Genomic DNA, 11,965 nt, shown 5'->3' on the forward strand with positions numbered 1-11,965 from the left:
ACCAAACCGCAGCCAAGATCACGGCCTTACCGCTAATTTCTGTACTCAGCTTCCCCAGACCCCCAGAACCGTTCTCGACTACCGATCGTTACCGTCCGTAAGCCGGTGAACGAAGAACCTCACGCTGTCTTTCCGCCGTGTTCCGGCCGCCCCCAGCAGGCGCGGTTGGCGCGGGAGCTGCAGGCCTTGTCTCCCCGGGCTCTGCGGGTCGTGTGCGGGAACGCTGATGCCGTCCAGGACGGTCTGGAACCGGGAGGGCCGCACCCACTGCCCATCGGTCAGGTCAAGCTGCCTCGTCAGCGCTATGGGGGCACGAGCTCCGGTGTTCAGGTTCTTCGCGGTCGATGAACCCTCTACCGGAGACCTCACTTGCTCCACGAGCACGGCACACCCGCCACGCCGGATTTCGAGGTAGCCCCGAGGTGCCTGGTGCGACAGGCGTGACCGATGAGTATCAGAGTGGGTTGAGGCGGGCCTTGAGCAGACAGAACTCGTTACCTTCGGGGTCGGCCAGGACGTGCCACTGCTCCTGTCCTGTCTGGCCGATGTCGGCCGGGCGCGCACCGAGCCCCAGAAGACGTTCGAGCTCGGCGTCCTGATCGCGGTCGGTGGGGTTGACGTCGATGTGCAGCCGGGATTTCCCCGGCTCCGGCCCATCCCTACGGCTGAGCATGATCGTCGGCTGCGGACCACCGAACCCTTCGCGCGGCCCGATCTCCAACGAGCCGTCGTACCCGCGATCGAGCACGGCGAAGTCCAGGACCTCGCACCAGAACCGCGCCAGCACCTCAGGGTCGTGGCAACCGAGCACGAGCTCCCCGATACGACACGCCATATAACGAAACCTGCTCTCGTCCCGGGAGCTGCCGGGGAGACCACACGCGAACCTCACGGGACCCCAGCAGTGAAACAACCCCGCGATCGTACTGGAGGAGGAGAGCACGGGGCGAAAAGATTTCAGGTCCGGCCCTGCCCGGGAAACCCACTCTGAGACACGGTCTGGTCGAGGACGCCATGTGCTGGGGTGGTGTTTCGGACGCGGACGACAGCGCCGGATGCCTGGCGCGGGTCGAACTCCGCCAGCAGAGTCTGCCGTGGGGTCTGGCCCGTGCCGCGGTGATCCCGAGGAGGGCTTGCGGCGAGGTGCGGCGCAGGTCTGCCAACTGCTGCGGGTGCCCGGTGGTGTCCAGGGCGGATTCGAGGGTGCGCGAATCTGGGGGGCGATGGTGGAGCGCCGGTGGTTGGACAATGCCCCTCCGGGTCGGTGCCGAAGTCGGAAAGCGCCCCCATGACGCCCGCTCGGCTGCCGCGAGCGGGAAGGGACACCGGAAAACGAACCGGTTGGCCCCAGGGGCGGAACCAGGTGTCGCGCCGAAGAGAAACCGGTCACCCACCACACCTCCGCACTGGCAGCACAGAGGCTCCTGCAGCGGTACCATTCCTGGACTGTGGCCCCGGGGCAACACACCCGCCACGCCACCCTCCCTCCGTCGCGTCCCAGCCAGAGGAAACCTGGCTGGAGGAGAACAACACCCCGCCGCACCACCGGAAAGGTACCGCGAGATCGTGGTCGACAACGGAAACCGTCCCGACCGCAACACCAGACATCCCACGGGTATACGCGTCGTCACCGGCGTGATCGCTACTGCGTGTATCACACTGGGCCCGCTCGGCTATCTCAACGGCGTCATGGCCACCACAACCCGCGCCGCAGAGTGGTACACCCTGGGGTTCGGCGCCGCGGTCGGGCTTCCGCTCCTGGCAGCGGCGATCGCCACCGTCGCCGGTGACCGCCGTGCGGCCCTGTGGTCCCTGGCCCTGTTGGCCTGGCCAGTCGTGTTCATCATCCCGATCCACCTTCTGCTCACCGGTGCCTGAACCACGCCAGGAACCGCATTGGAGGACCCGTGGCTCCCGAGGACAGTGACATCACCCCATCCCCAGAGACCACTCCCAAGGTCAGTCGCACCCCGGTGGTCCTCGACGACCGCCGGCGTTGGCCGATACTCGTGTGGACGTTGGCGGCGCTGGCATGGTTCCTGGGTTCAGCCGTGTTCTTCACGCTCTACCTGGCCGAGGGTCTGGCCATGATCAGCGCCAGTGACGTCACCGACGAAGCGCGGAGCGCGGCTGCCTGGTACCTCATCTGGTTGCTCGTCTTCGCGCTCCTGGTTCCACTGGCCGCGGCAGTGACAGCCGCCCTCGCACGCCGAAAAGCCGCAGCTGCCACGTTCACTGCCATACTGGCCCTGTCGGCGCTGTTCCTGTTCTCCCTGGCACCTCCCAGCAGCATGCTCTCCGCCATCAGCACCGCTCTGGGGTAGCCCCGGACCGCAGGCACCGCACCACAGCCGTAGGCCCATCCGAGGAGGCTCACCCGTGGACGAGGACACCCCGACCGCCGACGTCGCCCAGGTTGTGCCGGCAGAGGTCCGCACCCACCTGGAACGCGGCACCCAGAGTGTGCTCGTCGACACCCAGGCGCTGGAAGCGGTACGGCAGCGCTTCGACGAGGAGCAGGCCACGGTTCTGGGGAGCTACCTCAGCTCAGCGCAGTCCCCCAACACGCTGCGCGCCTACCGCACCGACTGGGCGGCTTTCACCCTCTGGTGCGAAGCCGAACAGCGCCAGTTCCTGCCCGCCGACCCGATCGACGTCGCTGTCTACCTCGCCACCGCAGCCAGCACCCCCAGCCACGACAACCCCGACCGCTGGGCGCTGTCCCCCGCAACACTGGAACGCAAGGCAGCAGCGATCGCCGCTGTCCACGGGGCTCACGGAGTCCCGTCCCCGACCCGGGCCGACGTCGTCCGCCTGACCCTGCGCGGAATCCGGCGTCGACGCCGCGCCCAACCCGAACGCAAACATCCGCTTCTGCTACACACCCTGGAAACGCTGCTGGAGCATCGCCCTCCCCCCGAGTATCCGGGAGGGGTGGCTCGACGCCGTGACGCGCTGCTGCTCCTCACCGGTTTCGCCGGAGCGCTCCGCCGCAGCGAACTCGCCGCTCTCACGTTCGACGATGTCACGGTCGACACCGAGGCTTCCACGGGTGACCCGCTACTGATCGTGCGTCTCGCAGCGACGAAGACCGACCAGCAGGCGCGCCACGCCGCCCAGGTCGCTCTCCCCCGGGGGCGCCGTCCCGTCACGTGTCCCATCTGCGCGTTCGTGGACTGGGCGGAGATCGCCCGAGCCCACCACACCGGTGGCAGCTCCGCGGTGCGTGAGCTGTTGGAACGTTCTTCCTCCACCGCCGAGGGGCGGATGCACCGATGCCACACCCACACGCGAACGGGTTTGGACGAGGGGAACCGGTACCCGTTGTTCCCGCCGGTCAACCAGCACGGTCACATCGGGCGGCACGCCATGTCGGGGCGGGCCGTCGCCGATCTCGTCAAACGCTACGCTCGCCGTGCCGGGTTGGACCCCCGCGCCTTCAGCGGCCATTCGCTGCGTTCTGGTTTCGCCACCCAGGCGGCCCTGAGCGGAGCGGACGACCGTGCCATCATGCGTCAGGGGCGCTGGACCAACCCCAAAACCGTGCACGGTTATATCCGTACCGCCAACCCGTTGGATGACAACGCCGTCACCCACCTGGGGCTGTGATGTCTTCGTGTCTGTCACATGCAACGATGGCCGGGTGATCGACGAGTTTCGCTCCGCTTTCCAGGAACTGATCGACTCCTCCGTGACTGCCGGGACCGGTTTCTCCACCGCAGTGCACAGGGTCTACCAGCTGGCACCCCATGTCCCCGCCCAAGAGCGTGCCCTTGCCATGGAAGCCCTGGGGCCGGTTCTGGCGGGGGACCACGGCACTCCCGGCGTCATCGCCGACCTGATGGTGGTCGCCGGAGCCATGGCCGAGATCGGTACGCCGCCCGGGGCGACCGGGGTGGAGGTGCTGCGCCAACTCGTTTTCTCCGGCAGGGGAGCTGTCCGGTTCCTGGAGGCCTGGGACCGAACGGGTGGTGGTGCTCTGCCCGATCCCGACAGTGTGGGGGAGGCGGACCAGGACCGGGTCACTCCTCACCTGGGTGATGACGCTCCGGTGATGACCGTGGCATGGTGGACCATCCGCCGTGGCGGGCTGGCGGCCAAAACCATGCTCACCGACCCCGACGTGCGTGCCGCGTTGCGCAGGGACACCGCGCTGCACTCCGAACTGACGTCCATCGCGCAACAGCTACGTTCCTCCCTGTGGGAGTTCGACGAGATCAGCACACTGCTGCGCATGGTCCACGCGAACTCCCTCGTGGTGCTCGACAGTTCCTCCGGCCGGGGGTTCCGGGTGCGGTTCGACGGGATCAGCGACAACCAGCAGCTGCACACGTTGCTCGCCGACGAGCTCGTCGGCGCGGACAGCTACGGGCTGGACGGCCAGCGTCCCGACCCCCGTTGCAGTGCCGCGTTCCGGGACGCCGACCCGCACGATGAGTACGTGTACGGATGGTGGAACCTTCTCGTCGCGGACGGAACCGACGTGACTACCGGCCACGCTCCCGCTGACATCCCCCATGCGGGAGACGAGCGGCTGGTGACCCTGCAGCGTCGTTCGCAACCGCGGCCGTGGAAAGCCCAACGTCGCCATCCTCAGGTGCAGGGGTGGCTCGTGGTGGAGAGGGAGCTCTCCGAGGAGGAACGCGCCGCGTGGTGGGAGCTCTCGCCGGTGGAACCAGCGCCCGCGGAGGACCGCGGCGAACGCGGCCCCGAAACCCCGGAGGCTTTCACCAACGCCGCACAGGTGAGCCGGTTCGTTGAGGACATTCTCAACACCGGCACACGGGAGGATGCGGCCGCACCACCATCGGAGGCCCCCCGTGCGGCGGAGGAAGGCACCGCTCGGTCCTCTGAGCTGACCGAGGCCTTTCCCGCGGTGGACGACGGCGCGGAAGCGCCCTCGGGAGACCCACCGGGCGAGACCACGCGGCACGACGCGCCGGGGGAGGGGAGCGACGTTTCCGGTCCTCGCTTCCTCCCCCCGCTGCCACCCGGTGTGTCGGACAGTTCCGCGTGGGGACCCAGGTGGCTGTAACCGCAGCGTGACAGCGCGGATCAGCGACGCCGGGAACCACCACGGTCCTCGGCGTCGTCCGGCTGTTCGTAGTCCTCGTCGTAGAGGCCGTGGAAGTATTCCTCCTCGTCGATTCCCGCTCCGAGCTCGCCCCTCCAACGGTGGGGGAAGAACAGGGGGACGACGAGCGCCAGAGCGAGTGGGAGGTAGAGGCCGAGTTCAAGCAGGGAACGGGCCCCCTCAACCCCGGGGAGCTCGGGCACGTTCCGTATGAGTTCCGGCCTCATCTCGTGAGCGGCGGTGAGACCCGCCAGACCGAGTCCAGTGATGCTCGGCAGGAGCGGGGTCAGCCGAGGCATGCCTACGGCCAGCGCGACCAGGAACGCGACGCCGCTCAGTACGACGACGGCCACCGGGGCGGGCGAGGTGAGGAAGGTTCCTGCCCCCTCGCCGACCTCGCGCAGACGCGGCAGTGCCCAGCCCGACCCCGCAAGGATGAGGGGAACGAAAAGCAATCCAACAATAAAACCGACAAAATGGCGCATAGGTGTACTCCTCTCCATGCTGAGCAAGCACAATAGCGACATCCGGCAACAACTGGATACTCAACCACACAGGGTCACGTAGCCGCCCTGCCGTTCCTCGCGCCAACCGGCCTTTTGCCTCAGAGCAGACGAACCATCCTCACCCGCGGTAACAAACGGCTCCTCGCGTGCCCGCTCAAACAGTCCGAGCGTGGTCACCGCTAGAGTGGAGGGGTGAGCGACGACGACACGACCGCCGAACCGCAGCCGCACCACGACCCGGAAGTCATCGAGCTGGCGCACAAGATCTTCGACCTCGCGCGCAACGGGGACGAGGAGACACTGCGTACCTACCTCGACGCCGGCATACCGGCGAACCTCACCAACGACAAGGGGGACACGTTGGTGATGCTGGCCGCTTACCACGGCCATGCCCCCACCGTGACGCTGCTGTGCGAACACGGAGCCGACGTCGACCGTCTCAACGACCGTGGCCAGTCTCCCCTCGCCGGAGCAGTGTTCAAAGGGGAGGACGATGTGGTCACCGCCCTCGTCAGCCACGGCGCGGACCCCGGAATCGGGACCCCGTCAGCGATCGACGCGGCCCGCATGTTCGAGAAGGAGCACTACCTGAACCAGTTCGCCTCGGACGACGCGTGAGTCGGCGCCTCACCCCGTCCAGTCCACCGGGAAACCGTGTTCCAGATAGACCGTGCTCCCGTGCGAGGCCGCGCGGACGGACTGGGTGATCCTGCGGGCGACCGAAGCGTTCAGGTAGTCACCAAGCTCCTCCGGCCAGAGCAGAGTCGCCTCGCTGAGCTCCTCCTCCGGCAGCCGGACACGCCCCAGATCCTCCTGCTCCAGGCCTCCGGCGAAAACGAAGATGGTGGCAGGCCGCTGGTCGGGGCTGACATCCGGCGGCAGCCAGTCCACCCCCACGAGCCCCCACAGCCGCGGGACGAACCCCAGCTCCTCACGGCACTCGCGCCGGCAGGCGGCTAGGGGCGACTCGCCCTGCTCGACCACACCACCGGGCATCCCCCACCCCGGCTTGTAGGTGGGGTTCACCACGAGAACGCGCCCGTCCCCGGTACGCAGTAGCGCCGTCGCCGCCCCACGACTACGGGGCAGGGCGTCGTAGAACTCCCGTTCAGTGGCAGCCATGGCTCAACCCTATGCAGCGGCGGTGTGGAACCCCCTCAGCGCTGGTCCGGTTCCAACGGTTCAGCACTGGGCGGCAGGGCACCGAACCTACGTCGCAGCTCGTAGGCGCAGAGCACGACCGTGCAGCTGGCCAACGTCGCCAGCAGGGGAAGCCGCTGGTCCGGAATGACCGCCATCGCCACCAGAATCGCCACCAGTCCCGCAAGCGCGGCCAGCGTCACGTAGGGAAACCCCCACATCGGAAGCGTCAGCCGTTCCGGTTCCTCACGGCGCAGCCTGTGCCCCATGACAAGTTGGGAAACCGTGATCACGAGGAACAGCACCAGCAGGATGGCTCCCACCGAAGCGAGGAGGAACGCGAACACCACGTCCGGCCACAGGTAGTTGCCGATCACCGACACGTAACCCACGACCGTGCCCAGCAGGATGGCGCGCGTCGGCACACCACGACGGTTCACCGCCGCCAGCGCCCGGGGGGCGTCCCCGTGGCGGGTCAGCACGTGCAGCATCCGCGAGGTCGTGTACATCGCGGCGTTGAGCACGCTCAGCACCGCGACGAACACGACCGCTTCCATGATCGGCGCCGCAGCGGGGACACCCACCCTCTCCATCACGGACACGAACGGGCTCTTGAGAAGCTCGGCAGTGTCCCACGGGAGAACGGCGACCACCACCAGGATGGAGGCGAGGTAGAACAGCGCGATACGCCACAGCACGTTGGTGGTCGCCCTGGCCACGTTCCGCCGGGGCTCGGCACTCTCCCCGGCAGCGATGGTCACGATCTCCACACCCCCGAACGAGAAGAGCACCGTGACGATGGCGGCGAACACCGCCACCCACCCGTTGGGAGCGAACCCGCCGTGCTGCCACAGGTTGGCGACGGTCGCCCCGGAAGAGCCCGGCCACATCCCGAGCGCGAACAGCGTGCCCAGGACCAGGAACGCGACGATGGTGGCGACCTTGATCAGCGAGAACAGGGATTCGGTCTCCCCGAACACCCTGACCGACACGAGGTTGGCACCGGTCATCACCACCAACAGCAGCAGGGACAACAGCCACCCCGGTGCGGGGAGCCACTCCTCCAGGATCCCCGCACCCGCCACAGCCTCGGCCGCCACCAGCACGCAGTACATCCACCAGTACAACCAGCCGATGGTGAATCCAGCGCGGGGACCCAACGCCATACGTGCGTAGTCCGCGAAGGCCCCCGACGCGGGGCGGGCGACCACCATCTCGCCCAGCGCGCGCAGGACGAGCAGCACGAGCAACCCTGCCAGGGCGTACGAGACCAGCGCTGCGGGCCCGGCGACGTGGATGACCGCCCCCGAACCGATGAACAGCCCGGCTCCGACCGAGCCGCCGATGGCGATCATGGCCATGTGTCGACGGCGCAGGCTGTGCGCGAGGCCGGAGGACGCCTGGTCAGCTGAGGAGGAGGTGTCGCGCGAAGTCACGTCCCCCCAGAGTACGCCTTAAAAAGAACAGGCTGTCATCTATATCCACAAAACACCCAAGACAGGAGGAATCTCTCCCTCCCCGTCGGCCGGGCACGACAATACCCCGCCCTCGCGACCGTACCTAGACTCATAGCCATGACCGAGCTGATGACACGGGACGGCACGTGGACGTTCGACGGGGAGAACGTGGGAATCACTCCCGCGAGCGGGCGAGGAGTGCACAAACTCCGCCGGTACCTGGGGGAGGTCACCGTTCCGCTCGCGGCCATAGCCGCCATCACCCACGAACCCGCTCCCAAGGGAGGGCAGGTGCGTCTGCAGCTGCGCCCGGGAACGGACCCGCTCACCCACGCGACCCAGGGCCAGCTACCGGAGGCCGCCACCCCCTACCGGTTGGGGGTCGACAGCGACCGCACCGGCGTCGCCGAGTACTTCGTTGACGAGGTCCGAACCGCACTGCAGCTCCACCCCACCGACCACACCGCGGAGGGCTTCATCCTGGCCGGGCCGAACGTCCCCGTGACAGCGTCAGCCTCCGACGGGCGAGCCACCTTCGACGGGGAGACGATCCGGATCGAATGGAACTGGTTCTCCCAGGGAAAGAAGGACCCCCGCCGTATCGCGCTCAACGAGGTGGAAGGCGTGGACTGGGTTCCCAACTCGGGTTTCGACGACGGCTACCTCCGGTTCCGGCTCACCGTGAACCCGGGGACCCTACCCCCCGAACACGACCCCAACCGGTTGACCATCACCTGGGGCACCCAGAGAGAGGTAGCCACCACCGCGCTCCTCACCGCGGCGGTGACCGCCCACCTCGCCCGTCACCAAACCTCCCCGCGCGCCATCCAACCGCCGGCAGGCAACGACAACGCCCAGGAAGCAACACACGCGCCCCACAACGACCCGGACGCGACACTGCGCCGCCTACGCGAACTCGGTGAGCTCTACGCCAACGGCGTCCTCACCGAGGAGGAGTTCAGCACAGCGAAACAGGCACTGCTGCGCCGCATGTAACACCGGTCACGCCCCTCACCCACAAGCCGCGACCCGCAGCTGACCTCCCGCTTCCTCCCGCACGGACAGCCACGACAGGTCAGGCACCACCATGTCCGCCACAGCGCGGAGCTCAGCAGCGTCACTGGTCGTCGCCACCGCCACCGTGGCCGCGCCCGCGGCGTTGCCCGCGGCGATCCCGGCCGGGGCGTCCTCGAACACCGCACACCTCCGGGGATCCACACCCAGCATTGCCGCCCCCCGCACGAACGGAGCCGGGTCGGGCTTGCCCCGCTGCACGTCGTCAGCGGTCACCAACGCCGGCGGGTGCATCCCCACCGCCTTCAACCGCGCCTCCGCCAACGGACGCGTACACGAGGTCACGATCGCCCACCGGTCCTGGGGAACGGACGCCAGCACCTCCTCCGCTCCCGGAAGAACCATCAGCCCCGAAGCGCGGTCGATCTCCAACTGCTCGATCCGCGCGACCGCATCAGCGACCTCGCCGGACGGCACGAGTTGCTCCACGATCTGCCGTGCCGGAATACCGTGACCCAACACCGACGCCAACCGCTCATCGGCGATCGCGTACTCACTGGCCCAGGCAGCCCAGCACTCCTCGACGACCGGCCCCGAATCCACCAGGGTGCCGTCCATGTCGAACAGCACGCCTTCCACATCTGCAATCACGGGAACCGAGTCTAGACACGCCGGAGGCCGTCCGGCGGGGCGCGTCCTGGTGACACCTCCCACCTAACCGTCCCTGCCGGCGGGCGGATCGGCCAACCGCCGCCGCGACGCCCCCTCCCGCACCGCCGCCACGTCCGCGGCGTCCGAGACGATCTGGGTGAAATTCTCCGGCTGGTCCAGACTCACCATGTGGCCCGCACGCGGCACGTTCAACAGCCGACCGTCCACACACGCGTCCAGGAACCGCTTCTCATGGATCCGGAAATGGTCACGAGCCCCGTTGATCAACCACACCGGACCCGGATACGACCCCAACGCACCCAGTACGTCCATCTCCGCGATCTCGTCGATCACCGGCCGCGCCGCCTCCATGGCCAACCCGCCGTCCAGCACGGCATCGGCGCCGTCCCCACGCAGCATCAACCGGTGGAACCGCTCGTTGACCGCCTGCCCCTTGTCCGGCAACCGGTCCATCAGGACCGTCGGGATCCGGTACACGTGCGTCAGCGCCTGCGCCGGCCGCGCCGTGCAACTCGCCGCCACCAGCCCCGCCATCCGGTCCGGAGCGGCGGCCGCCGCCAGAATCGACACGAAACCGCCCAGGCTCAGCCCCACAACAAGAGCTCGCCCACCCAGACCATCCACGGCCTCACACACCGCCTCCACCGCACCATCCAACGTGAACGGCTCACCACGCCGCTCCCCGTGCCCCGGAAGGTCCGGCGCCGCCACACGGCGGCCGGCCGACCGCAACGCCTCCACCTGCGGGCGCCACATACTCCCCGACACACGCAGACCGTGAACCAACACGATGGGAACGTCCATACCTCACCCTCACTGACTCAGGCACCGAACCACACACGCCCCAGGCCCAGTCGCGCTCACCCCGCCTGGTACCTCACCGTCACCGGCGCATGGTCCGACCAGCGCTGGTCGTGCGACTCAGCCCGTTCCACCCATGCCTGCTCAGCACAGGACGCCAACCCCGGAGTCGCCACCTGGTAGTCGATCCGCCACCCCGCGTCGTTGTCGAAGGCCCTGCCCCGGTACGACCACCACGAATACGGGCCCTCGCGATCCGGGAGAAGCGAGCGCATCACGTCCACGTACCCGGCCTCGTCGAACACACGCGACAGCCACGACCGCTCCTCGGGCAGAAACCCCGCCTTGGTCCGGTTGTTACGCCAGTTCTTCAGGTCAGCCTCCCGGTGGGCGATGTTCCAGTCGCCGCACACCACCAGGGAACGCCCCTGGGCCTCCACCTCAGAACGACGCCGCACCAGGTACGGAAGGAACGCCTCCATGAAACGTTCCTTCTCCTCCTGGCGCGGCGTTCCGACCTCCCCCGAGGGCAGGTACAGGCTGGCCACCGTCACGGGCCCCACGTCGACCTCCATGTAACGGCCCGCACCGTCGAACTCCTCCACTCCGAACCCCACCCGGACCGCATCGGACTGTGCACGCGAGTACACCGCCACACCCGCACGCCCCTTCGCCTCCGCCGGAGCGAGATGAACATGCCACCCGGGCGGCGCGACCACCTCCTCAGGCAACTGCCACCGCTCAGCCCGTGTCTCCTGCAGGCACACCACGTCCGCACGCGTGTCCGCCAACCACGGGACGAAGCCCTTCCTCGCTGCCGCACGCAGCCCGTTCACGTTAACCGTAGAAACCACTAGCACAGGCGCAAGCGTAACCACCACACCGCCCGGCCCGGTTCACACCGCTGGGAAACCACCCACCAGCACCACCGAACCACCACCCCCAAACCCGGCCCCGACCGCACAACAGAGCCGGTCACCACCCCACGCCCGGAAGACAGCCCCGCAAACCGACACCACATGCCCCGAAAAACACCACCCCTGTGCCACAAGTCCCCACCCTCGACGGACAGCCCCGCCTTTCCGACCAGCGACCGCCACGCCACGGGGGAGCGGCGGGCACCACACTCCCGCCCCGACACCCACAGTGAGAGCGGCGCGACCAGTGGTTTCTGGACGATTCCCACAACCACACCCGCCCAGCCTCCGTTGACTGCGACATGGCATCGACCGGCCCACAGGCGTCACGCTGGAACACTGTGGCGTTCCATGCCACCAACACATCCTTGGACCGAGAAGAGG

At 68.0% G+C, this 11,965-nt stretch carries 13 protein-coding genes; 6 read left to right on the forward strand and 7 right to left on the reverse strand.

The annotated features are described in order from the left end of the window. Nucleotides 1-454 precede the first annotated feature (454 nt). On the reverse strand, nt 455-835 hold the full coding sequence (locus FHX37_RS07955; protein WP_141923234.1) for a VOC family protein: 381 nt from the start codon (nt 833-835) through the stop codon (nt 455-457). Between the two features lie 731 nt (nt 836-1,566). Here FHX37_RS07955 and FHX37_RS07960 point away from each other — a divergent pair. The 4 genes from FHX37_RS07960 to FHX37_RS07975 are packed head-to-tail and all read left to right on the forward strand — an operon-like array spanning nt 1,567 to nt 5,035. Further along, nucleotides 1,567-1,878 carry a hypothetical protein gene (locus FHX37_RS07960; RefSeq protein ID WP_246062185.1) on the forward strand — a complete coding sequence of 104 codons (312 nt, stop codon included), beginning with the start codon at nt 1,567-1,569 and terminating at the stop codon, nt 1,876-1,878. Nucleotides 1,879-1,907: 29 nt separating this feature from the next. Further along, complete coding sequence (locus FHX37_RS07965) at nt 1,908-2,324, forward strand: hypothetical protein (RefSeq protein ID WP_141923236.1); 417 nt, start codon at nt 1,908-1,910, stop codon at nt 2,322-2,324. A 55-nt stretch (nt 2,325-2,379) separates the two neighbouring features. After that, the gene (locus FHX37_RS07970) at nt 2,380-3,609 is read left to right on the forward strand and encodes a site-specific integrase (RefSeq protein WP_141923238.1); all 1,230 of its coding nucleotides are present in this window, start codon (nt 2,380-2,382) and stop codon (nt 3,607-3,609) included. 34 nt (nt 3,610-3,643) lie between these two features. Further along, nucleotides 3,644-5,035 (forward strand): hypothetical protein, encoded by a 1,392-nt coding sequence (locus tag FHX37_RS07975; protein ID WP_141923240.1) that lies wholly within the window; start codon nt 3,644-3,646, stop codon nt 5,033-5,035. A 20-nt stretch (nt 5,036-5,055) separates the two neighbouring features. Here FHX37_RS07975 and FHX37_RS07980 read toward each other — a convergent pair whose 3' ends face one another. Beyond that, nucleotides 5,056-5,529 carry a hypothetical protein gene (locus tag FHX37_RS07980; RefSeq protein WP_246062186.1) on the reverse strand — a complete coding sequence of 158 codons (474 nt, stop codon included), beginning with the start codon at nt 5,527-5,529 and terminating at the stop codon, nt 5,056-5,058. Between the two features lie 243 nt (nt 5,530-5,772). Between FHX37_RS07980 and FHX37_RS07985 the strand changes: the two genes are divergently transcribed. Further along, nucleotides 5,773-6,198 carry an ankyrin repeat domain-containing protein gene (locus FHX37_RS07985; RefSeq protein ID WP_141923244.1) on the forward strand — a complete coding sequence of 142 codons (426 nt, stop codon included), beginning with the start codon at nt 5,773-5,775 and terminating at the stop codon, nt 6,196-6,198. A 9-nt stretch (nt 6,199-6,207) separates the two neighbouring features. Here the strand turns inward: FHX37_RS07985 and FHX37_RS07990 are convergent, their stop codons facing one another. Next, entirely contained in the window at nt 6,208-6,702 is a 495-nt protein-coding gene (locus tag FHX37_RS07990) for an NUDIX domain-containing protein (protein WP_141923246.1), read from the reverse strand. Between the two features lie 35 nt (nt 6,703-6,737). After that, entirely contained in the window at nt 6,738-8,081 is a 1,344-nt protein-coding gene (locus FHX37_RS07995) for an amino acid permease (RefSeq protein ID WP_141925106.1), read from the reverse strand. A 213-nt stretch (nt 8,082-8,294) separates the two neighbouring features. Between FHX37_RS07995 and FHX37_RS08000 the strand changes: the two genes are divergently transcribed. Further along, a complete protein-coding gene (locus FHX37_RS08000; RefSeq protein WP_141923248.1) occupies nt 8,295-9,173 on the forward strand; it encodes a DUF4429 domain-containing protein in 879 nt (292 codons plus the stop codon). A 15-nt stretch (nt 9,174-9,188) separates the two neighbouring features. On the opposite strand, the gene FHX37_RS08005 is transcribed toward FHX37_RS08000, so the two are convergent. The 3 genes from FHX37_RS08005 to FHX37_RS08015 form a co-directional block, all read right to left on the reverse strand. Further along, a complete protein-coding gene (locus FHX37_RS08005) occupies nt 9,189-9,842 on the reverse strand; it encodes an HAD-IA family hydrolase (protein ID WP_246062187.1) in 654 nt (217 codons plus the stop codon). A 63-nt stretch (nt 9,843-9,905) separates the two neighbouring features. Then, on the reverse strand, nt 9,906-10,667 hold the full coding sequence (locus FHX37_RS08010) for an alpha/beta fold hydrolase (protein WP_141923250.1): 762 nt from the start codon (nt 10,665-10,667) through the stop codon (nt 9,906-9,908). Between the two features lie 56 nt (nt 10,668-10,723). Beyond that, nucleotides 10,724-11,518 (reverse strand): exodeoxyribonuclease III, encoded by a 795-nt coding sequence (locus tag FHX37_RS08015; RefSeq protein ID WP_141925108.1) that lies wholly within the window; start codon nt 11,516-11,518, stop codon nt 10,724-10,726. Between the last annotated feature and the right edge of the window lie 447 nt (nt 11,519-11,965).

This window comes from Haloactinospora alba (genome assembly GCF_006717075.1).
GTDB lineage: Bacteria > Actinomycetota > Actinomycetes > Streptosporangiales > Streptosporangiaceae > Haloactinospora > Haloactinospora alba.

Excerpts from the sequence above, each read along its gene's own strand:
- FHX37_RS08000 (WP_141923248.1), top strand. The coding sequence starts at position 8,295 with ATGACCGAGCTGATGACACGGGACGGCACGTGGACGTTCGACGGGGAG.
- FHX37_RS07955 (WP_141923234.1), bottom strand. The coding sequence starts at position 835 with ATGGCGTGTCGTATCGGGGAGCTCGTGCTCGGTTGCCACGACCCTGAG.
- FHX37_RS07990 (WP_141923246.1), bottom strand. The coding sequence starts at position 6,702 with ATGGCTGCCACTGAACGGGAGTTCTACGACGCCCTGCCCCGTAGTCGT.
- FHX37_RS08010 (WP_141923250.1), bottom strand. The coding sequence starts at position 10,667 with ATGGACGTTCCCATCGTGTTGGTTCACGGTCTGCGTGTGTCGGGGAGT.
- FHX37_RS07995 (WP_141925106.1), bottom strand. The coding sequence starts at position 8,081 with ATGGCCATGATCGCCATCGGCGGCTCGGTCGGAGCCGGGCTGTTCATC.